This window comes from Pseudogemmobacter sp. TB195, from assembly GCF_058313095.1.
The window spans coordinates 58,740-84,279 of the sequence record NZ_JBZEGG010000025.1 but is presented as its reverse complement, the minus strand read 5'-3'; the positions used below and the strand labels follow the sequence as shown (position 1 = coordinate 84,279).

The 25,540-nt window shown below is 61.7% G+C and carries 27 protein-coding genes and 1 pseudogene; 21 read left to right on the top strand and 7 right to left on the bottom strand.

The features are described from left to right. Nucleotides 1–91: 91 nt before the first annotated feature. Nucleotides 92–544: an Lrp/AsnC family transcriptional regulator gene (locus tag AC4FS3_RS22010; protein WP_491022320.1), complete on the top strand. Its 453-nt coding sequence runs from the start codon at nt 92–94 to the stop codon at nt 542–544. Nucleotides 545–550: 6 nt separating this feature from the next. Here AC4FS3_RS22010 and AC4FS3_RS22005 read toward each other — a convergent pair whose 3' ends face one another. Further along, the gene (locus AC4FS3_RS22005; protein WP_491022319.1) at nt 551–1,219 is read right to left on the bottom strand and encodes a GntR family transcriptional regulator; all 669 of its coding nucleotides are present in this window, start codon (nt 1,217–1,219) and stop codon (nt 551–553) included. 242 nt (nt 1,220–1,461) lie between these two features. Then, nucleotides 1,462–2,400, bottom strand: a complete 939-nt coding sequence (locus AC4FS3_RS22000; RefSeq protein WP_491022318.1) for a DMT family transporter — start codon at nt 2,398–2,400, stop codon at nt 1,462–1,464. A 98-nt stretch (nt 2,401–2,498) separates the two neighbouring features. On the opposite strand from AC4FS3_RS22000, the gene AC4FS3_RS21995 reads away from it, so the two are divergent. The 3 genes from AC4FS3_RS21995 (at nt 2,499) to AC4FS3_RS21985 (ending at nt 5,496) form a co-directional block, all read left to right on the top strand. Continuing rightward, entirely contained in the window at nt 2,499–3,269 is a 771-nt protein-coding gene (locus tag AC4FS3_RS21995) for an AraC family transcriptional regulator (protein WP_491022317.1), read from the top strand. Nucleotides 3,270–3,904: 635 nt separating this feature from the next. Continuing rightward, on the top strand, nt 3,905–4,957 hold the full coding sequence (locus AC4FS3_RS21990) for a hypothetical protein (protein ID WP_491022316.1): 1,053 nt from the start codon (nt 3,905–3,907) through the stop codon (nt 4,955–4,957). 377 nt (nt 4,958–5,334) lie between these two features. Beyond that, nucleotides 5,335–5,496 (top strand): hypothetical protein, encoded by a 162-nt coding sequence (locus tag AC4FS3_RS21985; RefSeq protein WP_491022315.1) that lies wholly within the window; start codon nt 5,335–5,337, stop codon nt 5,494–5,496. Here AC4FS3_RS21985 and AC4FS3_RS21980 read toward each other — a convergent pair. Continuing rightward, on the bottom strand, nt 5,487–6,212 hold the full coding sequence (locus tag AC4FS3_RS21980) for a DnaA N-terminal domain-containing protein (protein ID WP_491022314.1): 726 nt from the start codon (nt 6,210–6,212) through the stop codon (nt 5,487–5,489). The two genes, AC4FS3_RS21985 and AC4FS3_RS21980, sit on opposite strands and share 10 nt — an antisense overlap. Before the next feature lie 354 nt (nt 6,213–6,566). Here AC4FS3_RS21980 and AC4FS3_RS21975 point away from each other — a divergent pair, with 354 nt between their 5' ends. Together AC4FS3_RS21975 and AC4FS3_RS21970 are read left to right on the top strand one after the other, a co-directional pair. After that, on the top strand, nt 6,567–7,877 hold the full coding sequence (locus tag AC4FS3_RS21975) for an AAA family ATPase (RefSeq protein WP_491022313.1): 1,311 nt from the start codon (nt 6,567–6,569) through the stop codon (nt 7,875–7,877). Continuing rightward, on the top strand, nt 7,874–8,941 hold the full coding sequence (locus AC4FS3_RS21970; RefSeq protein WP_491022312.1) for a ParB/RepB/Spo0J family partition protein: 1,068 nt from the start codon (nt 7,874–7,876) through the stop codon (nt 8,939–8,941). The genes AC4FS3_RS21975 and AC4FS3_RS21970 overlap by 4 nt, the downstream gene beginning before the upstream one ends. Nucleotides 8,942–9,392: 451 nt before the next feature. Here AC4FS3_RS21970 and AC4FS3_RS21965 read toward each other — a convergent pair. Further along, nucleotides 9,393–10,145, bottom strand: a pseudogene (locus AC4FS3_RS21965) (integrase core domain-containing protein); the annotation flags it as partial. A 730-nt stretch (nt 10,146–10,875) separates the two neighbouring features. On the opposite strand from AC4FS3_RS21965, the gene AC4FS3_RS21960 reads away from it, so the two are divergent. Next, nucleotides 10,876–11,223, top strand: a complete 348-nt coding sequence (locus AC4FS3_RS21960) for an ABC transporter substrate-binding protein (RefSeq protein WP_491022311.1) — start codon at nt 10,876–10,878, stop codon at nt 11,221–11,223. 269 nt (nt 11,224–11,492) lie between these two features. On the opposite strand, the gene AC4FS3_RS21955 is transcribed toward AC4FS3_RS21960, so the two are convergent. Then, a complete protein-coding gene (locus AC4FS3_RS21955; RefSeq protein WP_491022310.1) occupies nt 11,493–12,269 on the bottom strand; it encodes a DeoR/GlpR family DNA-binding transcription regulator in 777 nt (258 codons plus the stop codon). Nucleotides 12,270–12,429: 160 nt separating this feature from the next. On the opposite strand from AC4FS3_RS21955, the gene AC4FS3_RS21950 reads away from it, so the two are divergent. From AC4FS3_RS21950 to AC4FS3_RS21890, 13 genes are all read left to right on the top strand, one after another. Beyond that, nucleotides 12,430–13,710: a class-III pyridoxal-phosphate-dependent aminotransferase gene (locus AC4FS3_RS21950; RefSeq protein ID WP_283179736.1), complete on the top strand. Its 1,281-nt coding sequence runs from the start codon at nt 12,430–12,432 to the stop codon at nt 13,708–13,710. A 12-nt stretch (nt 13,711–13,722) separates the two neighbouring features. Further along, complete coding sequence (locus AC4FS3_RS21945; protein WP_491022309.1) at nt 13,723–15,291, top strand: aldehyde dehydrogenase family protein; 1,569 nt, start codon at nt 13,723–13,725, stop codon at nt 15,289–15,291. Beyond that, on the top strand, nt 15,288–15,902 hold the full coding sequence (locus AC4FS3_RS21940; RefSeq protein WP_283179738.1) for a BMC domain-containing protein: 615 nt from the start codon (nt 15,288–15,290) through the stop codon (nt 15,900–15,902). The genes AC4FS3_RS21945 and AC4FS3_RS21940 overlap by 4 nt, the downstream gene beginning before the upstream one ends. Continuing rightward, the gene (locus tag AC4FS3_RS21935; RefSeq protein ID WP_491022308.1) at nt 15,899–16,366 is read left to right on the top strand and encodes a hypothetical protein; all 468 of its coding nucleotides are present in this window, start codon (nt 15,899–15,901) and stop codon (nt 16,364–16,366) included. Before AC4FS3_RS21940 ends, AC4FS3_RS21935 begins: the two co-directional genes overlap by 4 nt. Next, entirely contained in the window at nt 16,363–16,632 is a 270-nt protein-coding gene (locus AC4FS3_RS21930) for a EutN/CcmL family microcompartment protein (RefSeq protein ID WP_491022307.1), read from the top strand. Before AC4FS3_RS21935 ends, AC4FS3_RS21930 begins: the two co-directional genes overlap by 4 nt. 12 nt (nt 16,633–16,644) lie before the next feature. Beyond that, the gene (locus tag AC4FS3_RS21925; protein ID WP_283179740.1) at nt 16,645–16,926 is read left to right on the top strand and encodes a BMC domain-containing protein; all 282 of its coding nucleotides are present in this window, start codon (nt 16,645–16,647) and stop codon (nt 16,924–16,926) included. Between the two features lie 42 nt (nt 16,927–16,968). Then, nucleotides 16,969–17,592, top strand: a complete 624-nt coding sequence (locus AC4FS3_RS21920) for a hypothetical protein (protein WP_283179741.1) — start codon at nt 16,969–16,971, stop codon at nt 17,590–17,592. A gap of 81 nt (nt 17,593–17,673) precedes the next feature. Next, nucleotides 17,674–18,804: an ABC transporter substrate-binding protein gene (locus AC4FS3_RS21915; protein WP_491022306.1), complete on the top strand. Its 1,131-nt coding sequence runs from the start codon at nt 17,674–17,676 to the stop codon at nt 18,802–18,804. A 76-nt stretch (nt 18,805–18,880) separates the two neighbouring features. Next, the gene (locus tag AC4FS3_RS21910) at nt 18,881–19,969 is read left to right on the top strand and encodes an ABC transporter ATP-binding protein (protein WP_491022305.1); all 1,089 of its coding nucleotides are present in this window, start codon (nt 18,881–18,883) and stop codon (nt 19,967–19,969) included. Further along, nucleotides 19,956–20,810 carry an ABC transporter permease gene (locus AC4FS3_RS21905; RefSeq protein ID WP_283179744.1) on the top strand — a complete coding sequence of 285 codons (855 nt, stop codon included), beginning with the start codon at nt 19,956–19,958 and terminating at the stop codon, nt 20,808–20,810. Before AC4FS3_RS21910 ends, AC4FS3_RS21905 begins: the two co-directional genes overlap by 14 nt. Further along, on the top strand, nt 20,807–21,601 hold the full coding sequence (locus tag AC4FS3_RS21900) for an ABC transporter permease (RefSeq protein WP_491022304.1): 795 nt from the start codon (nt 20,807–20,809) through the stop codon (nt 21,599–21,601). Before AC4FS3_RS21905 ends, AC4FS3_RS21900 begins: the two co-directional genes overlap by 4 nt. A 38-nt stretch (nt 21,602–21,639) precedes the next feature. After that, nucleotides 21,640–22,419, top strand: coding sequence for a 3-oxoacyl-ACP reductase FabG (gene fabG, locus AC4FS3_RS21895; protein WP_491022303.1), 780 nt, complete (start codon nt 21,640–21,642; stop codon nt 22,417–22,419). 11 nt (nt 22,420–22,430) lie between these two features. Then, a complete protein-coding gene (locus AC4FS3_RS21890) occupies nt 22,431–23,438 on the top strand; it encodes a phosphotransferase enzyme family protein (protein WP_491022302.1) in 1,008 nt (335 codons plus the stop codon). 79 nt (nt 23,439–23,517) lie between these two features. Here the strand turns inward: AC4FS3_RS21890 and AC4FS3_RS21885 are convergent, their stop codons facing one another. Together AC4FS3_RS21885 and AC4FS3_RS21880 are read right to left on the bottom strand one after the other, a co-directional pair. Continuing rightward, nucleotides 23,518–24,276, bottom strand: coding sequence for an ABC transporter ATP-binding protein (locus AC4FS3_RS21885; protein WP_491022301.1), 759 nt, complete (start codon nt 24,274–24,276; stop codon nt 23,518–23,520). Continuing rightward, the gene (locus AC4FS3_RS21880) at nt 24,263–25,090 is read right to left on the bottom strand and encodes an ABC transporter permease subunit (RefSeq protein ID WP_491022300.1); all 828 of its coding nucleotides are present in this window, start codon (nt 25,088–25,090) and stop codon (nt 24,263–24,265) included. The genes AC4FS3_RS21885 and AC4FS3_RS21880 overlap by 14 nt, the downstream gene beginning before the upstream one ends. A gap of 87 nt (nt 25,091–25,177) precedes the next feature. On the opposite strand from AC4FS3_RS21880, the gene AC4FS3_RS21875 reads away from it, so the two are divergent. Further along, nucleotides 25,178–25,537, top strand: a complete 360-nt coding sequence (locus tag AC4FS3_RS21875) for a hypothetical protein (protein WP_491022299.1) — start codon at nt 25,178–25,180, stop codon at nt 25,535–25,537. Nucleotides 25,538–25,540: the final 3 nt, after the last annotated feature.

Here is a 25,540-nt window from a genome sequence, read left to right as displayed (position 1 = left end):
CAATATACAAATAAAATGCTATAATCCGGCATTATTCTGGATTATTTTGATCACATCTTATAGTGATGTTGCAAATATCGTCAGGAAGCGGATGGCAGGACACGATCAGGCGAAACTCGTTTTCGATGAATTGGACCGCAAGCTGATCAGCTTTCTGCGCGCCGATGGACGTGCGCCGTTCTCGAAGCTTGCCGATGCACTTGGGGTTTCGCGGGGGACGGTTCAGAACCGCCTGGACCGGCTTCTCAGCGCGGGCGCGATTCTTGGTTTCACAATCCGCGTGCGCGAGGATTACGAAAGCGGCTCGTTCCGCGCGATCATGATGATCGAAGTGGTGGGGAAATCGACCTCACAGGTGATCCGCAAGATGCGCGGTCTGCCGGCGGTGGTGGCGTTGCATACCACCAATGGCGGCTGGGATCTCATCGCCGAGATCCGCGCCGACAGCCTGTCGCATTTTGACGAGCTCTTGCGCGAGATCCGCATGATCGACGGCGTGCTGAACAGCGAGACCAGCCTGATGCTCAGTTCGGTCAGCGGCTGAGAGACCTCAGCGCCCCGCCGGCGCACAGGCCCGCAGCGCGGCCACGAGGTCATGAAAGCGGTCCCCCTGCACGATCACATGATCGCGCATCGCCATGGCGGCCGCCTCGCCCTCCCCGGCCCGGATTGCCACCAGGATCGCATCATGTTCACTCCATGATCGCGGGATCCGGTTGCGCACCCGCAGCTGCATCCGCCGGTAGGGCTGCAGCATCGCGTGCAGCCGCTCCGTTTCCTGCTGCAAAAACGCATTATGGGTGGCGCGGAAGATGGCGTGGTGGAACAGCGAATTATGCCGGTAATAGCCCTCGGCATCGCCCGCTTCGGCCAGGGCCCCGCATTGCCGGTGCAGCGCCTCTAAAGCCGCGAGCTCCGGGGCGGTGATCCGCCGCGCCGCAAGACGGCAACAGCTGGCCTCGGCCTCGGCCATGGCTTCGAACCGCTCGGCCAGCTCTTCCACCGACCAGGAGCTGACATAGGTGCCGCGCTTGGGCATCACCCGCACCAGGCCCGAGGCCTCCAGCTGATGCAGCGCTTCGCGGACCGGGGTGCGGGAACAGTCGAACTCGCGTTCCAGCGCCTCAGGATCGAGACGCGAACCCGGGGCGTGAATGCCTTCTACAATGGCATTTTCCAGAGCGTTCCTGATCCGATGTGCATTGGAGATACCGGACATCCAACCCCTCATTCTCTTCGCCGGATGCTAGCCGCTTCGCCGGTGCTAATCCATCCACAGATTTGTTATATACAACATATTACATAATAGATATATCACTGCCAGGACATAAGCACCCGAAAATCATGTCATGTCCAGAACCGGATCTGCTTCGTCCCGTCCCCCGCGCCGGTCCCGACAATCTGGCAGAGCTGCGGTATTTAGATATAACGACATGTTTTTCCAATGGATTATTACCTCTCTCAGCTTGTTCCGGCATGCCCCTGCCTGAGGCCGCGACGACGCAGCAGCAGGTCGTGGGCCTGAACCGTAAGCATCCCCAGAAGCACAAGGGCGCCGCCAAAGAGGAAGTCCGGCGTCAGATGTTCGCCCAGCAGCAGCGCACCTGAGATTACACCGAAGACGGGCGTCATGAGGCTGAGAACTCCGAGGCGGGAGGACGGATAGACCTGAAGGAGGCGGAACCATATCATAAAGCTGACAGTGCAGATGATTATGGTCTGAAACCCAAGATTTACGAAATCGCCTGCGCGGGGCTGCATATCGAGGCGTCCGTTCATTGCGCTGAATGCAAGGGCCACAATGCCCGCGACGAAAAGCTGGTTTGTCAGCGTCTGGGACGGAGGCGCATTGGCAAGGCGTGAGGTGCGTATAACGACCGTCGTCAGGCCCCAGGCAATACCGGCACCAAGGCCAAGCAGGTCTCCGACAATCATCGACGGCGCAAGGGGCTGATTGCCGCGCAGCTCTGGCAAAAGGAAGATTGCCGCCACTCCGGTGAAGGTTATCGCCACCCCCAGCCACTGAACGCGCGCCATTCTCTCATCCGGCTGGGCAAAATGCAGCCCGATGGCGGCAAAGATCGGCCCGGTATAAAGGAATACCCCGATATGCGATGCCGTGGTCCAGCGCAGCCCCTCGGCCACCAGCAGAAACTCCAGCGCAAAGAGCGTGCCTGCCAGCAGGCCCGGGCCCAGGAAAATGCGGGGCAGCCAGCGGTCGCGGCGGACAAGTCGGCTGATGGCGAAGACAAGGGCTGCCGCCATGGCGGAGCGCAGCCCGATCTGCAGCATCGGGTCGATGCCGGGGGCTGCAAGTTTCATCGCAGTCTGCTGCAGGCCCCAGGCGAGGCAAAGCAGGATCATCAGCCCAAAGGCCGTAAGGTCAATCGGTCGTTTCATGGAAGGGGCCGTTCGTTAAAGCACTTGCCTTGTCTACCCCTGGCGATATTGGTGCATATAGTGATTATCCGCCATTCCATTCCGGGAATCTGCCAATCATGCAACCGCCGCATCTCCGCCAGCCGCCGGGACATGTCACCCTGCCAGCGCCGATCTGGTTTCGGGTCGAAGCCATGCCGGATAACGGAACTTATCCTTTCATGCGACACCCCTGGGGGGAGTTCGTCTATTCCTATAGTGGCGTGACCGAGTTGCGAACCGGCGGCCAGGTGCTGCTGGCGCCGCCTCATATGGCCTTCTGGATCCCTGCAGGGGCCGATCAGGTCGGATATAATCGCAAGGCCACGGTGCATGTTTCGATCTATATCGATCACTCCCTTTACGCCGGAATGCCAAGGGTACCGGTTTCTCTGCGCGTGACGCCCTTGCTCCGGGCAATGCTCGACCGGCTGGAACCGGCCTCTTTCGATGACACACCACAGCAAGCGAGACTGCTGCGCGTGATGGTCGACGAGATGGAGCGCTGTCCGGTGACGCAGAGCTTCCTGCCCGACAGCGACGAGCCCGCTTTGAAACGACTGCTGGCCGCGTTGCACGACACTCCATCGGATCGGAGAAGCACCGCCACACTTGCCCGATCTTTCGGGCTGAGTGAACGGACGCTGCTTCGGCTTTGTAAACGGGATCTGGGAATGTCTCTGACTGAATGGCGCAACCGGCAGCGTGCGGTTCGCGCCATCGCAATGCTGCAGGAGGATGTAAGCGTCGAGACCATCGCACTTGATCTTGGCTATGCGACCGCCTCTGCCTTCATCGCCATGTTCAAAGGGATTATGGGGGATAGCCCTGCACGATATGTTGGGCGGTAGCGCAGGCCTTAGCCACGCCTGAAGTCGCGCGGCTGGCTTTTTGGGCAATGGCCGAAACAGCGGCCAAAGCCGCCCTGGGGCAAACGATCCATAGGACGGAAGCGAAGATGGATCTGCACAGTGGCGTTTCAGACAGAGACAGCGATGCCTGGTGCTGTCGGGCACGGAGCCTTGCCGGCGCTTCTGGGTTTCGGTGGTCACAAGGCCCGCAATGGTATTTTCATCGCCGCTGCGCGTCAGCGCTCACGTTGGAAAACCTGCGCCCCTGATGCTGAATTTCCCCGCATCCCTGGCCGCAGAATGGATGACGGGTTTCTTCCTGGACGCCTTATACTCCGCTGACTGTACGCAAAACCTGGCGTTCCCGGTTTGGTGCCCGGTTATGGTGCCCGATTATGGTGCCCGATTATGGTGAATGTCGCCATGCCTCGCCGCCACAGGAAGGTCTGCCCCCCGCGCCCCGCGCTGCTGATTCATATCGCGACCTTCCTGTGCAGGCAGATGCCGCTGCGCGGGTCTCGAACCGGCAGTCAGGAAGCCACCTGGCAGGATCTGATCTGCGACCGGCTTCACTTGCCGTTGACCAGTCTGCGGCAATCTGCGATTTCCTGCGCCCGATCTCTAGTGAGGGCATCATGCAAGAGAAACCAGGCGACTGCGCCGAGCAGGAATTGCTGACCCTGATCCAAAAGCTCCATGCCGAATTAGGCCCGGTCCCTCGCATCCGCCTGTCGGTCGTTGGGCGCGGGCGCGGACTCGACGTGGCGCGGTTGCTGGTCGGGCTGAAAGCGGCAGGCCTGGTCGAGGAATATGAGACAAGGCCGGGCTGGTTCGGCTGGCTCCTTGGCAGGCGGCGCGAGATGGTGCTGCGGCCGCTGACGGTGCCAGTGGAATCACCTGCGCCGAATCCCGGACTGATAGAGGACGATGCGTCGCAGGAGACCGGCGAAACACCGGCTGAGCATTTGGATCCGGTCCCGCAGACAGCCGGGGCCGCGGCGGAGGCTGCCGTGCCGGAACCGGAACCCGCGCTGGTTGCTGAACCGGTGCCCGACCCCACACCGATAACGCCGGTGGCCTCCCCAGAACCCGATCCCCGGCCTGCCGCCAGGGCCATCGAGGCACCGCATCCTGTTCAGGCATCAGTTCAGACCCGTCCGCGCCCGGTGCCTGCCGGCTATGCAGATGATATCGGCGGCGTGCCGATGGCGGTCCAGGTCGCACAGCTGAGCGCATCGCTCGACCCTGATCTGCTGGAAGGGCTGCGGGATTTCCTCGTCACCCTGGGCATAGAGCTGACCTCCGCCGGCGAGGCGCTTGTCGCGGATCGCCTGAACCGTGGCGCGCCAGCGGGTGACGCACTTATGCAGCTTGTGCTTTTCGCCTTTGCCCATATGGCGCGGTTCGACGAGATCTCTGCCAGCCCCGCAGATCCGGCCGAGCTGCGCGACTATACCCATGCCGTTCTGACCGAACTGGAACGGCTGCGCGATGCCGGTGAGATCAGTGAAGCCCGCTTTCACCAGGACAGTCACGAGATCCTGATCCTCGCCGACAGCAATGCCCACCGCGCAGCGCTGATCGAGAGGCTGTTCATGGATCCTTTCGGCGGTATGGCCCCGCCCGCGCTGCTCCCTGCCGAGCTGCGCGGTGTCGAGGAGTTTGAGGAAGACGATACCTTCAGCTGAATGACGCCCGAGCTTCTCTTCGGACTTACCAGCCCCCCATCGGAACCCCGCCCGCCTTCGTGCGGGCGGTGGCATTTCAACGCTCTGTAAAAGACACGAACCCCATTGAAATCAGTTGAGAGAATACCGGGATTCGATGCCTGGTTGCCCGGGTCCTATCGCATTTACCAGATCTTCCGGATCAACCGCCCCCCGGATATGCAGCACCGCCGACACGCCCCCTTCTGCTCCAGCCTTAGAAGCGCGGTTGTCCATCATAAGCGGCATGTTTTGCGTCATCGATCACAAAGCCAAATCGCCGCATGTAACAATCTGAGTATGGCACCATAAACCGCATGCTGCCCATCACTTGGTGCGATCACTTCGGGGAAGCCGGGATGATGCTCAGGCTGGAAGGCGGCGATTGCGAATGCGCGCGTGATCTTGCCAGCCTGGCGAGGCCCCTACAAAACGGCCTCTGTCTTTTCAGCAGTGCTTCCTGTGAACAAGCCTTGCAGATACTCAAAGCCATGGAAGATTTACGAAATAATCAGGCCTGATCCTCAGTGACGACGCTGCAGCGCAGATTGCACCCGTATCCATAGGCCACAGCCCGTTCCAATGGCACCATAAGCCGGCTTGCGATATAGACGGCGAGGAACCTTGACGGTGCAACAACGCGCAATGTTCCATCGTGACCGGGCTCGCCGCCCTTCAGCTGGCTGAACCAGGCCGCATAAGTGCCCGGCTGATCGGCCGCCAGTCGCGCCAGAACCTTGTCCCATGGCGCCGAATTCGGCAGCGCCACAGGTCGGGTTCCGAAATCGACCTGCACCACTTTGGGCGAACTCACCTCCGCCGCAGCCTGCGCTTCTTCGGGCGCGATGTGGCGCGCGGACATGCGCGCGTCATAATCAGGCCCGACACTGGCCCAGCCCGGCGCGGTCTGGCGGTAGATCTCTGCCCGGCACAAACGATAGGAGGCCACCCTGCCCCGCACACCTGGCCGTTTGATCTCAAGCAATCCGGCGTCGATCAGCCTGCGTGTCTCGCGCTTGGCCGTGCGCTGATCCACCGACCAGAGCGCGGCCATCTCGCGCTGCCCGATCGTGACCTCATCCGCCGCCCAATTATAGCGCGCCGTGACCAGCGCAATCAGCCGCATCATAGTCGCCTGGCGGCTGCCACCGGCAGAAAGGCCATTGACGGCCATTGCTGTCAGAAGATCATATTTCTCACTTCCAGCCCCCGGGCCGGTCAATCGGTGACTTTGCATGATACTGCCCATCTGCCGGATTTGTTCCGATTCCCTCTTGGATCTCAAACTGACACGATCCCGTTATTTGTCAAATGCTTTTCGAAGACGGGATTTTACCCCTATCAAGAAATTTTAAAGAAATCAGGTATCTTAGGTATAGGGTGCCATCCTGAGTGTCACCCTATCTCGCCTCAGGTGTCACCAAATTCTGGATTGTCCTGGGCCTCCTGTCACCAAATATAGAGTTTGCTCGTAAAGCCAGCGCTTTCTTGAGCGAATCGGCGCAAAGAACGGGAATTTGCGCTTTTCCTGTTTGGAACAATCTGAAATTCGCGCTATTCACGTTCTAACGAACAACAACGCGAGTTTCAGATGCGCGATTACAGCTATTTGCAGGACATGAACGAGCGCAGCCTTGCGCAACAGGCTGCAGTGCGTCGGGCGACCTTTTCACCATCAGAGGTGAAAACGCTGCGGCCGTTCTCGATCTGGGAGATTTCAACCTTCATGTTCGATGTGCCTGCTGACACGTTGCGCAAGAAGCTGGCCGAAGATCCCTCGCTGCCACAGGGGACGGTCGAGGATGACGGGCGGCAGCGCTGGTTCTCGCTGCAAGAGATCAATGAGCTGCGGCGGCGCATCCGCTTTCGGGGCCGCGCAATGTTGCCCGAGCGTCCAAAAGGCCGCGCGCTGAGAGTTGCCGTATCGAACTTCAAGGGCGGGGTCGGCAAGACTGTCGTGGCGCAGCACCTGGCGAATGCGGCGGCGCTGGATGGCTACCGCGTGCTGGTGGTCGATTTCGATCCGCAGGCCACGCTGACACATTCGATGGGTCTGGTTGAGGTGAAAGAGTGGAACACGGTCTGGGGCATCATGTGCCGTGATCTGTGCCGCGAGGCCGACCGCATCATGGAAACCTATGACGACCCGGCAGACTGCCCCTACCCCGCCGCAGATGAGCTGCCGAAAGATGTGCAGGAAATCGGCCTGATGCGGGCGCAGGATTTCATTCAGAATACATCCTGGCCAACAATCGACATCATCCCCTCATGCGCCAATGCGGCTTTTGTTGAATTCGCGAGCGCCCAGTATCGCTCTCTGCACAAGGCCTGGTCGTTCTTTGGCTGTGTCGCGCGCTACCTCGATGAACTGCCGGAAGACCAGTATGACCTTGTGATCTTCGACTGCCCGCCCGCCATCGGTTATCAGTCGCTGAACGCGGCTTTTGCGGCAGATGTGCTCTACATCCCGTCGGGGCCGGGGTACTGGGAATATGACTCGACCACGTCTTTCCTCGGCCAGCTGGGGGATGCGCTGCAAGAGATCAGCGTCGGCTTTGAGAAGATCGCATCGGATGCAGGGATCACCCTGCCCAAGGCTTTCCTCGATATACGGCTTCTGATGACACGGTTTGAGAGCGCCAACCCTTTGCATACCGCGATGCTGGAGGCGTTCCGCAATGTGTTCGGTGCGGATGTTTGCCAGAACCCGATTGAGATGACCCGCGCCGTCGAGCAATCCGGCAGGTTCCAGATGTCGGTCTACGAACAGGACTACCGTGAGATGACCCGCGAGACCTGGAAACGTGCCCGGCTGTCTTTTGACAATGCCTATCAGGAATTCAAGCTTACCGTTCTTGCGGCCTGGAAGGCCCGCAATACCGCAAAGGAGGCGAGGAAGTGACCAGTAAGGGCAATCGTTTCGGGATCTCTCCGGCGGATCTGCCAACCACTCCAGGGCGGCGCAGCCGTGAGCCGGGCCCGATGGGCGTCGCGGTGCGCGAGAGCGCGGCCAGCGCACAAGAGGCCAGCGAGGGTCTGATTGAGCAGCGCCGCCAGAATGCGACGGATGCCAAAGAGCTGCGGGCGGCACGGGAAGAGGGCAGGGTGCTGGTGGCGTTGCCGCTGGACCAGATTGCCAGTGATGCGCTGCCGCGTGACCGGCTTGATCTGGATATGGTGGCCATCGGCGACGAGATGGATGAGCTGAAGGCCTCGCTGCGCGAGCGGGGCCAGCGGGAACCGGTCGAGGTCTTTATCGACGCCTCCGGGGCCTATCAGCTCAAGACCGGCTGGCGCCGACTGACCGCATTGCGACAGCTGTCAACGGAAACCAGCGATCCGCGCTTTGCGACCATCCTGGCCCGCGTGACAGTCGCTGGCCCTGACCGGGCAGAGCTTTATGTCGATATGGTGGAAGAGAACGTCATCCGGCAAGATCTGACTTTTGCGGAAATGGCGCAGATTGCTGTGCAGCTGGCACAGGACCCGCAGGCCGGGATCAATGGCACGGATGAGGCGGTGTCGCGGCTGTTCCGGTCGCTGCACAAGGTCAAGCGCGCCTATATCCGCAGCTTTGTCACGCTGGTCAGCAGCCTCGGTGATGCGCTCGTCTTTCCCAAGGCGGTGCCGCGCGACCTTGGTGTGGATGTCGCGCGCCGTCTTGTGTCTTTGGGTGAGGATAGCGTGGCCGATCTGCGTGGCAGGCTTGCCGCTGTTTCATCCGCAGAGGATCAGACGGCGGTGCTGCGATCCTTTCTGGGTGCGCCAGACGGCGCGCGCGCGCGGCTTTCGCAGCCCCAGGCCGCGGAGCGCCAGAAGTTTGAGTTCCACGTCGGCGAGTCGAAAGTTACGGCGCGAAAAGGAGAGTTCCGGATCAAGGCGGCAGTCGATTTTGCGTCAGTCGAGCGTCGTGTGCTGGAGCGGGCGGTAAAGGCGTTTCATGCTGCACTTTCCTCCGGGGATTGATCCGGGGGCAGGGTGCGAAGCGAGTTCGGCGATCTGTGCGGGCGGCCTTCTGGTCGCCCGCTTTATTTGTTACCGACCGGTAACCTGGATCTGCGCTCAGGTTACCGGTCGGTAACGCAAGGGCAGGGCGGGGGGGGCGGTGCCGAGGCGAACCCTGCCCTTTATGCTCCGCAGGGGGCGCAGCTGCCCTCAGGCAATAATGACAGCCACGCGGCCACGTCAGGGTGTGCTGCATCTGGACGGCGCGCGCCGAAAGTGCTCCGGGGCTGATCTGACGAGATGTGGTGGATGATGTAAGCGCAATTGACCTTGTCGCTCCGGGGGCAGGGAGGGGAGCACAAAAGCACGACATCTGGTCTGGCAGGCTTGCAGGTAAACGACACACGGTGGCCCATCGGATAGCGGTCCTGCGCGACCACTCCTGATCTGCCCCGGGGGAGTCCCTCGTGCATAGGGGTAGCCCGTGGGTTTGATAGGCACAGGTTTCGGGTGTGGCAAGCGTGCCGGGCGTGCGGCCATCAAGCAGCTCAACCGCCCGCTACGATTCTGTTGGGGTCTGGCTGCGCAGCGAGGACTGCGGCCTGGCCTGGCTGTCGTCGTATCGCCGCAGGGCCCGCGTGTAGCGGGCATAACGAGGCTGCTCAAGATATCTTCGTTGTGGCATTCGTCGCGCAAACTTCCGTTGAACGACACAGTCTAGCCATTCTGCTGCGGCTTGCCGGGGTGGATGTGGCGCCATCCGACGCCGTTGTGGTTCGCCTATTTCAGGATCACCCGGCTGGTGAACCCGGTGCCATTGTCAGAGAAATTGCAGTCGGGCCTGCCATGGATCCGGACCAAGGCATCAATTTCCCGCGCCACCCTTGCGCTCGAGATGCTGGCGTCGGCGATAAGTGCCAGCTTGCGCCCGCAACACCGCGTCCCAAGATTGCATCGGCGTCGTCAGGGCCTTACCGGCAGAGCGTTCAGCACGATATTGTCGGGCATGACAGCCGCCGCCAGACGCGTCAGCCTGGTGTATTTCTCCTCCGGCTGCCTCAGCCTTTTCATGTCTCTCAGGTCCATCCCGCCATGGCCGGAATCCAGCTTGCAGAACGTCGCAGGGCAGAGCCCATGCTGCAGCACAGTTAAGCCCTGGCCAACCCGCCTGATGATCCGTGATCATCCCGATCACCAGCGCTTCGGTGAAACGGCTTTGCTGCATCTCATCTGTTCCTTCACCTTGGGCAGGCGCAATATCAGTCTGAGAGGATTTCAGGCGGGCAGGTCAGCATGAATAACAAATAGCTGAGAGGCCGTCAGAATAGGTCACAAAGAGGGCAAAGAAGATTCGCACCCTTGGGGAGGTGCGTACATCGTCGACGCCGCGCCCTTGATGGAAAGATATCCGATAATGCAAGATTATAGGATGTTAGATAAAAGTGACGAGCGCGGCGGATATTTTAATGATAGATAGCATAAAGCGCCGATTAATGCGAGCTTTCCTATGTGGTCCTGGCCTGAAAACCTCATCAGAACGCCCAAAGACTTCCGGCTCAGCTGGATCCGATCATCCGCTGTGAGGAGCCGGTTGGATCCTGTGGCGCAAACGACTTGCGTTATCCGCGTAGCGGCGATTTCTGACCTTGAAGGACGTCGAGAGGGCGAGGCGCAACTTCGGGATGCCTTCGCCCTGCGCAATCCGGCGATAATCCCGGCCCCGCCAGACGGATCCTCACCGGCTGGCGTGCACTTGGCGAGGTGCGGGCGCTGAGCTCGGCGGAGTGGCCTGCGCGCTTGCCTGATCTCGCTCTCATGGTGGTGGTCATGCTCCTGCCAGAAGATGCGGGTGCAGTCCCGGCTACACCAGGCTTCGCGTTTCTCAGGGCAGGAGGTCTCGGTCACATCTGTCGGACCACATGCCTCTGGCCGCTTCGCATGAGGTTCAGCAGGGAATGCGTTTCGTCATATGTTTCGGAAAATCCGACGGCGGTGTCTCGCACTCAGAGAAATGGTTCGGCCGCCCCGCCAATGCCGTTTTGATGGAGGGTTATGACGGGGTAATGGTGATCGCAGAGGCGATCCGGGCGCAGAATCCGACCGATCCCGAAGCGATCAAGGCAGGCCTGCGCGACCTTGAATGGGAGGGCCCGCGCGGCGTGATCAGCTTCTCGTCCGAGACGGATCCGGCATGGAAATACAAGCACTGGCACGGTGACAGATACATGCCATCCAGTATACCGAACCGGGCCAGTCGTACAGCGATGGCGCCGTCCTCTGGCCCGAGGCTAAGAAGGCCGTGAAAGAAGCGCTCCTGAAGCCCTGAGCCGATCAGCCATCTCGCCGTTCCCTCCGGGGGCGGCTTTGATGTTGCCGAGGCGCAGGCGGCAGATGAGGCTTTCGTCACCTCCGCTTCTTCCTTCGTGCTGCCGGTGATCGAGTTCGACGGTCAGCGTTTGCCCGCCTGTCAGCCCCGGCCCCGCAACACGGCGCCTTCGCGAAATCCATATCGAGGAAGCAGGCAGGGCGGCCATATGCTGCTCTGGCCCGGCGGTGCCGTCGCGCGGGGAGATCAGTCTGGCAAAAGCAGTCCTGATCCGTTGCGGCGCAGGGCCGCTGACAGTTCCGCCGCCGGTTCGCGATCTGTGATGAGCGAAAGCCCGTCATGCCACCGGTCAAGCAGCACAAGCGCCCGCTTTTCAAACTTGCTGTGATCGGCCAGCACATAAGAGCGGCCCGCACTGGCAAGCATGGCGGAATAGACTTCGCCTACCCCCAGCATCGCCTCGCTGATCCCGTCGACGCTGACCCCCGAGGCGCCGATCAGGACCACAGGCGCCCGGTAACGTTCCACCGCGCGGATGGTTTCGGGGCCGCAGACCATCCGCTCCTGCGGCTCGAACCCGCCGGGCAGAAGAACGATTTCGATGAGCGGGTTTGACGACAGTTCCAGCGCGATGGGGTAGGCCGGGGTAATCACGGTGATGCGGCGCATGATGTTGCGCAGCACCCGCGCGAATTGCAGCATCGTGGCACCGCCGCCAAGCAGCAATGCCTCTTCGCCCGCCACCTCCTGCAGCGCCCGGCTGGCAATGGCCTGGCGTTCGGCTACATTAAGATTGATGCGGTCGTTGAGCAGGGGCTCGAAGCGGTTCTGCGCCACGATCGCACCCCCATAGGTGCGGCTGAGCCGGCCGGCCTGATCCAGTTCGGCAAGGTCGCGTCTGATCGTCTCGGTCGAAACATCCAGCTCTTCGGCAAGCTGGTTCACCCGCTGCGCCGGATTGGCCTCAAGCGCGCTGAGGATGTTGTCCTGGCGCTGCTCCTTGCGCGATCTGTTCGGTTTCACTGCTGGCACCTTCTTACATTACGCCTCCGAATTCTGTGGAGTTCTGCATCATCGCAACCAGAATGACAAAACTCAAACAGAGGAAATGACCAACTAGCAACAATTAAATGTTGCCAGATGCAGAATCAAATGCCAGTCTTCGGTCAAACGGAGGTGCCTCGTGTTCAATTACGGATACTTCAGCTTCGATTCGAAAGCAGAACTGCTTGCGAAATCGATCGAATACTGGAACCCCGGCAAGACAAAGTTCTGGCAGGATGCCGGGATCGATATGGTGATCGACCGGCGTGAGGGATATTACCTTTACGACATGTCGGGCCGCAGGCTGATCGACCTGCATCTCAATGGCGGGACGTATAATTTTGGCCATCGCAACCCCGAATTGGTGGCGACGCTGAAATCCGCGCTCGACTATTTCGACATGGGCAATCACTGGTTCCCATCAGTGGCCCGCGCGGCCTTTGCCGAAAAGCTGGTGAAGACCACAAACCACATGCAATACGCAATCTTCGGCGCAGGTGGCGCGGAAGCTGTGGAGATTGCGCTGAAAACTGCCCGATATGCCACAAAACGCCGCAAGATCGTTTCGATCATCAAAGGCTATCACGGCCATTCCGGTCTGTCGGTTGCCACCGGAGACGAGCGGTTCTCAAAGATCTTCCTCGCGGACAAGCCCGATGAATTCATCCAGGTGCCGTTCAACGACATCGACGCGCTGGATCGCGCCCTGAAGGGTCGGGATGTCGCTGGCTTCATTATCGAAACCATCCCGGCGACCTATGGGTTCCCGATGCCGGACGATGGCTATCTGAAGGCCTGCCAGGACCTCTGCCGCCGGTATGGCACCCTTTATATCGCCGATGAGGTTCAGACCGGGCTGATGCGCTGCGGCACGATGTGGGGCTGGCAAAGCTATGGGCTGGAGCCGGATATGTTTGTCACCGGCAAGGGACTTGGCGGCGGCATTTACCCGATTTCGGCCTGTGTGGTGACCGAAAAATGTGGCGGCTGGCTGCATGAGGATGGCGCCGCGCATATCTCGACCTCGGGCGGGTCAGAGCTTGGCTGTATCGTCGGTCATCAGGTGATCGACATCCTGCAACGCCCCGAGGTGATTGCGAATGTGCAGTCGGTGGCAGAGTTCTTCCGCCGCGCGCTGACACAGATGATGGCGGCCCACAGCGATATTTTCGTGGGCGTCCGTCAGCGCGGTGTCATTCTCGGGCTGGAATATGACCATCCCGAAGGCGCGGTCGCGGTGTCGCGAGCGCTTTATGAACATGGGGTCTGGGCGATCTTTTCCTCGCTCGACAAACGGGTGTTGCAGTTCAAGCCGGGTGTGTTGCTGGATGTGGCAACCTGCCAGGAAATCATTGACCGGATGGAGGCCGCGATGCCGCGCGCCCGTGCTTTGCTGCGCGATATGCGCCGCGCGGCCTGAGGGGGATAGCAGATGCCGATGCAGCTTCATGACGATGCGCCGCGCCTGCAGGTCCCGGACCGGGCAGAGCAGGCGGCGAAGATGAAAATCGAACGCGCCACCTGGGCGGGGCAGGCCTTCGCGAAATTCGACCGGGCCGCTGTGATGCGGATCGCCCGCGCCGTGGCCGAGGCGGCGCATCAGTCTGCCGCGCATTTTGCCGAAACGGCGGTGGCGGAAACCGGCATGGGCGTGGTGGCCGACAAAAAGCTCAAGAACGAGCTGTCGGCGCATCCCCTGCTGGATTTCTACGAAAATCTCGATCTGGTGAACCCGAAAGTGGACGCGGATCGCCGGATGATCGAATTGCCGCGCCCGGCGGGCGTGGTGCTGGCGCTGACGCCTGCGACCAATCCGGTTTCGACGCTGTATTACAAGACGATCCTTGCCATTCTGTCGCGCAATGCGATCCTGTTCAGCCCGCATCCGCTGGCAAAGCGCTGCTGCAATGAGGCAGCCGCGCGGCTGGAGGCGGCAGCACAGGCGGCGGGCGCGCCTTCGGGTCTGATCCAATGTGTTGAAGAGCCTTCGGTGCCGCTGGTGCAATCGCTGATGACCTCGCCAAAGGTGCAGGTGATCCTTGCGACAGGCGGCGGGCCGATGGTGCGGGCAGCCTATTCCTCGGGCAACCCGGCGATTGGTGTCGGGCCGGGCAATGCGCCGGTCTATGTCGATCCCGGCTGCGATCAGATGGTCGCGGCAAAGCGGATCATCGACAGCAAGGCTTTTGACAATTCGGTGCTTTGCACCAATGAAAGCGTGCTGATCTCGCAGGAGCAGGATCGCAGCCGGCTGGAACGCGCGCTGCGGGCAGGCGGGGCCCATATCTGCAATGCGGCCGAGGTGGCGAAACTGCGCGACTGGCTGTTCCCGGGCGGGCATCTGAACACTTCCGCCGTGGGCAAATCGGCGGTCTGGATCGCCGGGCAGGCGGGCCTGCGTGTGGTGGCCTCGACCCGGGTGCTGGTGGCACCGGTGGAGCTGGTCGGCATCGATGAGCCGCTGACGAAGGAAAAGCTTTGCCCGGTTCTGGGCTGGGCCCTGGTCAGCAATGCCGCCCATGGCGCCAGTATGGCGCAGATGATCCTGCGGATGAGCGGCGCGGGCCATTCTGCCGCGATCCATACCGATGATCCGCAGCTGGCGCTCGATTTCGCAAGCGCGCTCTCGGTCTACCGCGTGGTGGTCAATGCACCCTGTTCCCAGGGTGCCGCCGGTTTCGCGACGCATCTGGCGCCCTCTTTCATGATCGGCACCGGCTATTTCGGCCGGTCTTCCGTGGGCGAGAATATCGGGCCGCAGCATCTGGTTCACTGGACGCGGCTGGCCTGGAATTCTGACCCGGCGATGAAGACGGGCGATCTGACCGGACTGCGTGCCCCCTTTGAAGGGCCGGGCGCCACGCGCCCGCAACCGGTGGCGCCTCCTTTTGCCGCGCCACCTGCGACCAGCCGGCCCACCGGCGATGGCGGCGTCGATCGCGACCTGCTGCGCGAGCTTATTTTGCAGGAACTCCGTGATCTGACGAGGGGCCAGTCGTGACCGATCTTCGTGCCTTCATCTTTATCGACCAGCTTCAGCCGCAGACGCTTGCTTATACCTCCACCTGGATGCGGGGCACGCTGCCGCGCGCACGGATGGCTGCCCAGATCATCGAGATCGCCCCGGGCCTGGACGTCGAGGCGCTGACCGACACGGTGCTGAAAAGCGCCGAGGTGCGGGCAGGGTTTCTGGTGGTCGAGCGCCAGTTCGGCACGCTGCAATTCCATGCCCGCTCGACCGCAGAGGTCCAGGCCGGGGCGGCAGCGGCACTGTCTGCCATGGGCAAAACCCGCGAAGATGCCGAAAAGCCGAAGATCATGGCGTCGAAGATCGTGACGCGGATCGATGACCAACATGCGTTCCTGATGAACCGCAACAAGACCGGCTCCATGGTTCTGGCCGGAGAGAGTGTCTACCTGCTCGAATGCCAGCCGGCGGCTTACGCGATCCTCGCCTGTAACGAGGCCGAGAAAGAGGCGGATATCAAGGTTATCGACATGCGGATGATCGGCGCCAACGGGCGACTTTATCTTGCCGGAAGCGAAGCCGATGTCCGCAATGCCCGCGATGCGGCGGAACGCGCGCTGCGTGAGGCAGGGGCGGGCCGATGAGCGAGCTGCGTGCCCTGATCCGCGAGTTACTGTCCGAGGAGATCGCGGCGCTGCGTGCCGAAATCCTCGGCGCAGGCCCGGCGGTCGAGCGCGTCGAGGTTGCGACCGGGGCGCAGCTGACCGATTTTGCGCTGACCATCGCGCGCCGCGCGCAGGAGCCGGGATTTCTGGCAGGGCTTGAAGCCGGGCAGATCCGGTTTGCGCCTGCGGTGACCACCTCTCAGCCGGTTCCGATGCGTGACTTTGCAGATCTTCCTGCCGCCACGGTGCCGGCGGCCAGGCTGGTCACCACCGTTCCGGCGGGGATACCCGAATTGCGCAAAACCCTTGTCACCGAGCGCGACATCGCAGCCATCGGCGAGGGCGAGACGCGGCTGCGCATCACCAGGCAGGCGCGGCTGACACCTCTGGCGGGTGACGAGGCCCGCCGCCGCGGCATCAGGATCGAAAGGACACTGGCATGATAAGGGCGCGCGTCAGCGGCAGGCTCTGGTCCACCCGCCATATCGGCACGCTTCCCACCGGGGCACTGCTGGAGGTTGAGACCGATACAGGCGCAAAACTGATCGCCTTCGACCCTCTGGGCTGTGCCGAGGGCGAGGCTGTGCTGATCACCCAGGGCTCGGTTGCAGCCGCCTGGTTTACCGAACGTGCGGCGCCGATCGACGCATTGATCATCGGTTCCATCGACGAAGTATCTGCCGGGAAACCGGCTGCGAAACGCAAGTAAGGGAGTTCTCAAATGGCAAATCTTGCAATCGGAATGATCGAAACCAGGGGTTACGTGCCGGCGCTTGCGGCGGCGGATGCCATGGTCAAGGCCGCCAATGTCGAAATCGTCGCCCGCAACGAGGTCGGCGGAGGCCTGGTTTCGGTCGTGGTGCGCGGCGATGTCGGCGCGGTGAAGGCCGCGACCGAGGCCGGGGCCGAGGCCGCGGCCCAGATCGGCGAAGTGACCGCCGTCCATGTGATCCCGCGCCCGCATGGCGATCTCGCAAAGCATTTCGACGCGCTTAAGGCCTGAGCCGCGGCGGCCTCTTACAGAGACCCAGATAAGGATTGAGGTATGACAGAGCTTCGCGTCTATCTTCCCATCGAGGATCTGCAGCCCCAGTTCGCGGCGTATCTGTCCTCGCCCACCCGGGCGAGGGGATATCCGCCCTTCCGGGGCCAGAACTCGCTGATCATCGAGGTCGCGCCGGCTCTGGCGATCCACCGTGTCACCGATCTGGCGCTGAAGGCCGCCCCCGAAATGGAGCCGGGTATTCTTTATACCGAACGTCAGTTTGGTTTGCTGGAATTGCACGCTGACCGGATGGAGGATCTGACGGCTGCGGGCGAGGCGATCCTTGCCGGAATCGGCGCAAAACCCGATGATCAGATGCGCCCGCAGATCCTGTATCACGATATCATCGAGGATCTGTCGGACCAGCATGCGATCATCCTCAACCGCTCGCGCGACGCCTCGATCCTGGTGCCGGGGGTTGCGCTGCTGATCTACGAAATGGCTCCGGCGCTTTTTGCCTGCGTGGCGGCGAATGAGGCGGAAAAGGCGGCCCCCAATGCGATTATCAATGATGTGCAGATGATGGGGGCAACCGGGCGGCTTTTCATGTCAGGCACCGCCGAAGACATGCGGATCGCGCGTGACACCATCACCGCAAAACTGGAGGCGATCACCGGACGATAGGCAAAAGGGCCGAAGGCCCTCACTCAGGCCCGGGAGATGGATCAACCATCCGGGAGGCACCACCAACAAGGGAGACAGAAGATGATTACGAGACGTCAGTTCTCGCTGGGGGCGGCCGGTATGGCTGGTCTTTCGGCGTTTTCGATGCCGGGCCGTGCGCTCGCAGACCGCAACAATCAGCTCAATATCCTGTGCTGGGAAGGCTATAACTCGGATACGGTGCTGAACCCGTTCCGCACGGCGCATCCCGGGGCCACGGTGCGCGCTGAAAGCGGCACCTCGGACCCCGAGATGGTCAACCGGCTGCGCGCGGGCGAAATCGGCACCTGGGATCTTATCAATGTCAATCAGCCCTGGGCACGGGGCGAGCTGAGCCGGGATAATCTGATCAGACCGCTGAACAAAGAGCGTTTCCTGCCCTGGTTCGACAAGATGACGCCGGAATTTGCCAGACCCTATGCGCTGGCTTTTGGCGAAAACGGCGATCTGCTGGGGCTGCCGCAGCGCTACGGTCCGTTCTCTTTCGTGGTCAATACAGACAAGATCAGCCAGGAAAGTGCCGAGGAACAGGGCTGGAACCTGTTCTTTGATCCGGCGATGAAGGGCCGCTATGGCCTTCTGACCTATGACAACTGGAATGTGATCCATCTCTGCCTTGCCGCCGGACTTGATCCGTTCCGGCCGGTCGAGGGCGCCGATGCCGAAAAATTCGCCGAGGCCTGCAGGCAGATCGTCGCCGGGGCACGGATGATGACCGATGATCTGGTGGCGATGAACACCGCGCTGATCAATGGCGAGATCGACGCTTATTTCACCGGCGGCACCTATACCGCTTCGCCCGCCCGGTATGACGGCGCGACCTTCGTGCGCGCCATCACGCCGCGCAGCGGACCGGTCGAGGGCAAGGGTGGCGTTGTCTGGGTCGAGCTGACCTCGGCGGTGAACAACCCCGATCCCTCGTCGCTGGCCGAGGATTTCCTTGAATTCGTGCAACAGCCCGAAATCTGCAAGGCCGTGGCGTTTTCTGAGGGCACCTACAACCCGATTGCCCAGATGGGCAATCCCGAGGTCATGGCGCTGTTCGACGACGAGATGCTGGAAGCGATCCAGTTCGACACCCTGGAAGACGAGCTGTCGCGTTGTCTCGAATTCGATGTTGTACCCTCTTACGACGCCCTGCTTGCGACCTATGTCGCGGCAAGACGCGGCTGAGGCCCCGGCTTCAGCCATTCTGCCGGGCGCTCTCTGCCCGGCAGTCTTTGCTTTCCCTTAAAATCTGGAATGGACGATGGTTGCTCAGCCCTTCGTGCGGATCGAGAATGTCACCAAACGCTTCGGTCGCTTTACCGCGCTTGACCGGATCAGCCTCGATATTGCCGAGGGAGAATTTCTGACCATCGTCGGCCCTTCGGGCAGCGGCAAATCCACCCTGATCCGGCTGCTGGTCGGCATTGACGACGTGTCTGACGGCACGATCAGTCTGAACGGCACCCGCATAGACACCATGCCCGCGAACAAGCGCCCGACCTGTATGGTGTTCCAGTCCCTTGCGCTGTTCCCGCATATGAGCGTTGGCAGGAATATCGAATTTCCGCAAAAGCTGAAAAAGGTGACGCCAGAGGCGCGCAAGGCCCGCACGCTGGATCTGCTGCGGCTGCTGCGATTGCCGGAAGACTATTACGGCAAGATGATCAGCCAGCTTTCGGGCGGCGAACGCCAGCGGGTCGCCCTGGCGCGGGCACTGGCCTTTGATCCGCAGATCATTGTCTTTGACGAGCCCCTGTCGGCGCTGGACTACCGGCTGCGGAAAACGCTGGAAAAAGAGCTGAAAGACCTGCACGCCCGCACCGGCAAGACCTTTGTCTACATCACCCATTCGCTGGAAGAGGCGATGGTGATGTCTGACCGCATCGCCATCATGAAGCAGGGCCGATTCGAGCAGATCGCCGTGGCCGAGGAGATCTATTCCCGCCCGGTCAGCCGTTTCGTCGCCAGCTTCATGGGCGAGGTCAATCTGTTTGAAGCGCAGGAGGATAACGGGCTGGTCCGCTGGAAGGACCCGGGCGTCACCGCCGCCCCCGGCGCGCTGACCCTGCCGCAGGGCTGGCGCGGTGCGCTGATGGTACGACCCGAGCTGTTGCGGTTCATCGGCGAGGGTATGTCTGCGGATTTCACCCTTTCCGGCAATGTGGTGGCCGAATACGCGCTCGGCTCCCGCATCCAGTATTCGGTCGAGACCGGTGCCGGGACACTGATCACGGTTGAGCGGCCCTTTGAGGCGCGGCTTGCCTCGGGCACCGGCACGCCCGTCACCCTCGGCTGGGACCGGGACGCGGTCCATCCGATCCCTGAGGAGGTGGATCATGCACAGGCTTGAGGGACGGCTTGGCTTTCTGAGCGGCCTGCCGATCATCGTTCTGCTGCTGCTGGCATTCATCATGCCGCTTTTCGTGGTGGCGGGCTTCGCCATCATGCCGCAAAAAGTATTCGAGCTGACCCATCTCCCCGATTTTTCCTCTTTCGCGGTGATCTGGGAACAGGGCTATTACCGTTCGCTGCTGCGCTCGCTGGGGCTTGCCCTGATGACCACGGTGATCCTGTTCATCGTCTGCTGGCCGCTGGCTTACGGCATGGCGAAGGTCTTCGGACGCTTTACCATCGTAATCACCCTGGCGGTCGTGCTGATCCTTTTCGTGTCCGAGAATATCCGTCTGTTCGGCTGGAGCCTCTCTTTGATGAAGGGCGGATTGTTGGAGGGCTATCTGCGTTCGCTGACCGGGCTGAGCTTCGAGACACCGCTTTATGACTGGCCGGTGATCGTCTTTGGCATGGCCTATGTCTATTTCCCCTTCATGCTGTTTCCGCTGGCCCAGGGCATCAGCCTTGTCCCGGACGATGCCCGCCTTGCCGCCTCGGATCTTGGCGCGAGCCCGGCGCGCATCCTGTTCGAGATTGAAATGCCGCTGGCCGCACCCGGCATCATGGTGGGAAGCCTGCTGACCTTCGTCCTCTCTGCCGGTGCGGTAGCCGAGGCAAAGCTTTTGGGCGGGCGCTCGGTTGTGGTGCTGACCGATGATGTCGAAAGCGCCTTCACCTTCGCGCAGAACTGGCCGCTCGGATCGGCGCTGTCGCTGATGCTGATCGTCATTGTCGCTCTTCTGGTGCTGGTGCCGGTCAGCCGCGTAAACCTTGATGCGATCATGGGGAGAAAACCATGAGAACGGTCTCCAACACCACCCGCATCGCGCTATATCTTTATGGGTTGCTGATCCTGCTGGTGCTTTACCTGCCGCTGGTTTCGGTCGGCTTCGCATCGGTCTCGAAGGCGCGGTATCTGAGCTTTCCGGTCAACCGCTATACCAGTGAATGGATGGTCCAGGCGGTGACCAGCCCGAACGTCCACGCCCTGGTGCTGACCTCGCTGAAGATCGCGGTGCTGGTGACCCTGCTGTCGATGATCCTCGGCTTCTTCGGTGCCCTTGCTTTCGCGCGGTTCCAGTGGCGGTATCGCCCGCTGTTCCAGAAGCTGATCCTGCTGCCGATTTTCTTCCCGCAGACGGTGCTGGGGCTTGCGCTGCTGATCTGGTTTTCGGCGCTTGGGGTTCAGCCCAGCTGGAAGACCGCCGTGATCGCGCATCTGGTCTGGATTGCGCCCATCACCACGCTGATCATCGCGATCCGCGCCTATGCCTTTGATCCGGCGCTGGAAGAGGCGGCGCGGGATATGGGCGCCTCGACCTTTACAATCCTGCGCGAGGTGACGCTGCCCCTGCTGATGCCGGGGGTGATTTCTGCGGGGCTCTTCGCCTTTCTGCTGTCCTGGGGGAATTTCCCGCTCTCGCTCTTCACCACAGGGCTCGATTCAACTTTGCCCAAATGGCTCTATGCCCGGATGGTCTCCGGCTACACGCCGCAGATCCCCGCGCTTGGGGTTCTGTCGGTCGCCGGCTCGGCCACGCTGATGCTGATCGGGCTTCTGGTGTTGCGCTGGACACGAAAACGCGCCTGACGCCGCGATAAAATCATAAAAATCAGGGAGAAAAACAGATGCTGACGTCATTGCAGGGCCGGAGTGTCATCGTTACCGGCGGATCAAAAGGGATCGGGCGCGGCATCGCGCGGGTCTTTGCCCGGGCCGGTGTGAACCTGACCATTGCCGGGCGCGACAAGGTGGCGCTGGCGGCGGCCGTGGCCGAGATGAACGAGGCAGGGGCGACAGCCCGCAGCGCCGTCTGCGATGTGAGCGATTACGACCAGGTGCAGCACATGGTCGATGAGGCGGCCGAAGCCCAGGGCGGGCTGCATGTGATCTGCGCCAATGCCGGATCCTTTCCGCAGGTGAAGATGGTCGATATGTCGCCCGCCGAATGGGACCAGATGATGGCGAACAACCTGCGCTCGACCTTTCTCTGCGTCAAAGCCGCGATCCCGCATTTCGAACGGGCCGGCAAAGGCCGCGTGGTGGTCACCTCTTCGATCACCGGACCGGTGACAGGCTATCCGGGCTGGTCGCATTACGGCGCGTCGAAGGCCGGGCAGCTTGGTTTCATCAAGACCGCCGCGATGGAGCTGGCGCGCTACAACACCACGATCAACGCGGTGATGCCGGGCAATATCGTGACAGAGGGGCTTGAGGGGCTGGGTGCGGATTACCTGAAAACCATGGCCGCATCGATCCCGCTGAAACGGCTGGGTGCCGTCGAGGATATCGGCAATGCGGCGCTGTTTTTCGCATCGGATGAGGCGGCCTATATCACGGGGCAGCAGATCATCGTCGATGGGGGGCAGATCCTGCCGGAATCCCTGGAAGCCATCGAGTCGATCTGAGGGAGGGGCACATGGCCGGAGAGCAAATGCCGCTTCAGGAGGTATTGAAGCATCTGGAGCACCTTGCGAATGACTCGCTGTCCCTTTGGCCGGTGCCGGAGGGGGCGACAGCGCGGCTGATCAATGTCTCGGAAAACGCGACCTATCTGGTTGAGGCCGGGGCGTATCGATCTGTCCTGCGCATTCACCGCCCGGCCTATCATACAAAACGCGGCATCGGCCAGGAACTGGCATGGGCGCAGGCGCTGGCCTCAAGCGGACTGGTGCAGACGCCGCCGCCGATTGCCGGGCTGAACGGCGCTCTGGTCCAGGAGGGCCGTAGCCCCGGCCTGCCCGAGCCGCGTTTCATGGTGATGTTTCAGTTCGCCGAAGGCCGCCAGCCCGATGAGAACGAGGATCTGGTCGGCCCGTTTGAGCGCCTCGGCGCGATTGCGGCCCGCACTCATCTGCATTCCATGTCCTGGCCGCGCCCCGAGCCGCTGGAGCGGCTCCGCTGGGATTACGATGCCGTTTTCGGGCCAAAAGCGAACTGGGGCGACTGGCGCGCCGCGCCGAACGTCACGCCTGGGCTACAGGCGGTGCTGGAAAAGGTGGAGCTGACGATCCGCCTCCGGCTGTCGGAATTTGGCCAGGGACCGGAGCGCTATGGGCTGATCCATGCCGATATGCGGCTGGCAAACCTGCTGATTGAAGGTGAGAACACCACGCTGATCGACTTCGACGATTGTGGCCAGGGCTGGTATCTTTATGACTTTGCAACCGGCGTCAGTTTCATGGAGGATCACCCCCAGGTGCCCGCCATGCGCGCCGCCTGGGTGCGCGGCTATCGCAGTGTCCGCCCGCTTTCCGATTCCGAAGAGCGCGAGATTGACACCTTCATCATGTTGCGCCGCATGGCGCTGCTGGCCTGGATCGGCAGCCATATCGAGGCCCCCGAACCCCAGGCCATGGCGCCGGATTTCGCCCGGGTCTCGGCCGAGCTTGGCCGCAGCTATCTGGCGCAGTTCGCCACGCAATAATGGCTGTTGCCGCGCATCTAATGTAATCGGGTGACGCACCGCCGCGTCAGCGTTCGCCGGTTCTGTGATGCGGGAACAGTCAGGCCACCCGGCCATCGGCGAAGATCGCAGCAAGGATTTCGGCCTCGAATGCGGCCAGCCGCGCGTTTCCGCGTGGGCGTGGATGCGGTATGTCAATCACCACGTCATGCGCAATCCGGCCTGCGTCCAGCACGATCACCCGGTCGGAAAGCGCCACCGCCTCGGCCACGTCATGTGTTACCAACACGGCGGTAAAGCCGTCGTCACGCTTCACCTGCAGGATCAGATCCTGCATCACCAGCCGCGTCAGGGCGTCCAGGGCCCCAAGCGGCTCATCCAGCGCCAAAAGGCGGGGGCGGCTGACCAAAGCGCGCGCAAGGGCTACTCGCTGGCGTTGTCCGCCCGACAGGCTTGACGGCCAGTCCCCTGCTTTGCCCGGCAGCTGCACCTCGTACAGCGCGGCCTCGGCAAGGTCCCGCCGTGCGCGCGCGGCCCCCCCTCCGGGTAAGCCGAGACTGACATTGTCGATCACACTGGCCCAGGGCAGCAGTCGCGGTTCCTGAAACATCAGCCGGATCGACCCCAACTGATCCGCAACCGGCGCACCGTCCACCAGTACCTCGCCTCGCGACGGCGCATCCAGCCCGGTCAGCAGGCGCAACAGCGTGCTTTTTCCACATCCTGACTTACCGACAATGGAGAGGAACTGACCCGCCCGGATCGTCAGATCCAGCCGTGACAGGACCGTGTTGGCGCCAAAGCTCTTCTCGACCCCGGCCAATACGACCTCAGCCCCCTGCCGGTTATTGTCGGGCATAAGCGGGATTCCAGGCCAGGGCACGGGTTTCCAGCGCGCGGGTAATCATGTCGGCGAGTTTGCCCAGCAGCGCATAGAGCAGAATCGACAGCACCACGACATCCAGCTGCATGAATTCGCGTGCCTGCATCGCCATATAGCCAAGACCCGCACTGGCGGCCAGGGTTTCGGCGACGACAAGCACGAACCACATCAGGCCCAGAGCATAGCGCAGGCCGACGAAGATCGTGGGCAGCGCGCCCGGAAATATCACCCGCAGAAAAAGACTGCGCTGTGACATTCCATAGGCGCGCCCCATCTCGATCAGCTGGGGATCAACGTTGCGGACCCCGTGGAACGTGTTGATGTAGATCGGAAAGAACACGGATATGGCAACAAGGAACAGCCGCGCGGTTTCGCCCACCCCGAACCAGATGATCACCAGCGGGATCAGCGCCAGAATAGGAATGTTGCGGATCATCTGAACGGTGGTGTCGGTCAGCAGGGCCGACCGTTGCGATAGTCCGTTCGACAGCCCCAGGGCAAATCCCAGCAGGCCACCGATGGCCAGCCCGGCAAAAGCACGCAGCGCCGAAACCCCCAGATGCAGCAAGAGTTCGCCCGAAAGTGTCATTGTCCATGCCTTCGCCAGCACGGTGCTGGGTCTGGGCAGGATGCGGGTGGAGACCAGTCCGATATGGCTGCCGACCTCCCAGATCACCAGCATCAGGACCGGAAGCAGGAAAGGCAGCCAGATCTCGGGTCGCAGGCGCCAGCCAGACCGTTTGGCCAGCTTGCTCTCTGCGAGGTCGTAGGATTGGTCCACTACGGTCATCTCGGCCCTTTGCAGATTCGGTGTCTCCCGGGTGCGGCCCGGACAGACGCCATTGCCCGATCAGCGTCGGGTTTATTGAACCGCAGGGTGGGGCATATTCCCCCGGTCGGCCATTCTCTATTGCCCTTTCCGGAGAGCGCGGGCTTTGCGTTTTTCCGGGGCTGGACAGCAACATTCTTCTCAAAGGCCCCGGCGGGTGCACAGGCACGGCAGGGGCGGGCCAATGTCGTTGCTGATGATATGGAAAGGATGGTCAAAATATATCTGTTTTCTTTCAGTTCTTTAGAGGATCGGCTCTCTTTCACGGCAGATCGTGACCAGACTGACATCGCCTGCGCGCGCATCTGCCTGGCTCCGGCTGTTCTCCGGCTTTTAAAATACGACCGCGAAAGTAGTTTATTCTCAGAAGCGGTCGATGGTGCCGCGAACGAGACAGGTGGGAGATGAGAA

Excerpts from the sequence above, each read along its gene's own strand:
- AC4FS3_RS22010 (WP_491022320.1), top strand. The coding sequence starts at position 92 with ATGGCAGGACACGATCAGGCGAAACTCGTTTTCGATGAATTGGACCGC.
- AC4FS3_RS22005 (WP_491022319.1), bottom strand. The coding sequence starts at position 1,219 with ATGTCCGGTATCTCCAATGCACATCGGATCAGGAACGCTCTGGAAAAT.
- AC4FS3_RS22000 (WP_491022318.1), bottom strand. The coding sequence starts at position 2,400 with ATGAAACGACCGATTGACCTTACGGCCTTTGGGCTGATGATCCTGCTT.
- AC4FS3_RS21995 (WP_491022317.1), top strand. The coding sequence starts at position 2,499 with ATGCAACCGCCGCATCTCCGCCAGCCGCCGGGACATGTCACCCTGCCA.
- AC4FS3_RS21990 (WP_491022316.1), top strand. The coding sequence starts at position 3,905 with ATGCAAGAGAAACCAGGCGACTGCGCCGAGCAGGAATTGCTGACCCTG.
- AC4FS3_RS21985 (WP_491022315.1), top strand. The coding sequence starts at position 5,335 with ATGATGCTCAGGCTGGAAGGCGGCGATTGCGAATGCGCGCGTGATCTT.
- AC4FS3_RS21980 (WP_491022314.1), bottom strand. The coding sequence starts at position 6,212 with ATGCAAAGTCACCGATTGACCGGCCCGGGGGCTGGAAGTGAGAAATAT.
- AC4FS3_RS21975 (WP_491022313.1), top strand. The coding sequence starts at position 6,567 with ATGCGCGATTACAGCTATTTGCAGGACATGAACGAGCGCAGCCTTGCG.
- AC4FS3_RS21960 (WP_491022311.1), top strand. The coding sequence starts at position 10,876 with ATGCGTTTCGTCATATGTTTCGGAAAATCCGACGGCGGTGTCTCGCAC.
- AC4FS3_RS21945 (WP_491022309.1), top strand. The coding sequence starts at position 13,723 with ATGCCGATGCAGCTTCATGACGATGCGCCGCGCCTGCAGGTCCCGGAC.
- AC4FS3_RS21935 (WP_491022308.1), top strand. The coding sequence starts at position 15,899 with ATGAGCGAGCTGCGTGCCCTGATCCGCGAGTTACTGTCCGAGGAGATC.
- AC4FS3_RS21930 (WP_491022307.1), top strand. The coding sequence starts at position 16,363 with ATGATAAGGGCGCGCGTCAGCGGCAGGCTCTGGTCCACCCGCCATATC.
- AC4FS3_RS21925 (WP_283179740.1), top strand. The coding sequence starts at position 16,645 with ATGGCAAATCTTGCAATCGGAATGATCGAAACCAGGGGTTACGTGCCG.
- AC4FS3_RS21920 (WP_283179741.1), top strand. The coding sequence starts at position 16,969 with ATGACAGAGCTTCGCGTCTATCTTCCCATCGAGGATCTGCAGCCCCAG.
- AC4FS3_RS21915 (WP_491022306.1), top strand. The coding sequence starts at position 17,674 with ATGATTACGAGACGTCAGTTCTCGCTGGGGGCGGCCGGTATGGCTGGT.
- AC4FS3_RS21910 (WP_491022305.1), top strand. The coding sequence starts at position 18,881 with ATGGTTGCTCAGCCCTTCGTGCGGATCGAGAATGTCACCAAACGCTTC.
- AC4FS3_RS21905 (WP_283179744.1), top strand. The coding sequence starts at position 19,956 with ATGCACAGGCTTGAGGGACGGCTTGGCTTTCTGAGCGGCCTGCCGATC.
- AC4FS3_RS21900 (WP_491022304.1), top strand. The coding sequence starts at position 20,807 with ATGAGAACGGTCTCCAACACCACCCGCATCGCGCTATATCTTTATGGG.
- fabG (WP_491022303.1), top strand. The coding sequence starts at position 21,640 with ATGCTGACGTCATTGCAGGGCCGGAGTGTCATCGTTACCGGCGGATCA.
- AC4FS3_RS21890 (WP_491022302.1), top strand. The coding sequence starts at position 22,431 with ATGGCCGGAGAGCAAATGCCGCTTCAGGAGGTATTGAAGCATCTGGAG.
- AC4FS3_RS21885 (WP_491022301.1), bottom strand. The coding sequence starts at position 24,276 with ATGCCCGACAATAACCGGCAGGGGGCTGAGGTCGTATTGGCCGGGGTC.
- AC4FS3_RS21880 (WP_491022300.1), bottom strand. The coding sequence starts at position 25,090 with ATGACCGTAGTGGACCAATCCTACGACCTCGCAGAGAGCAAGCTGGCC.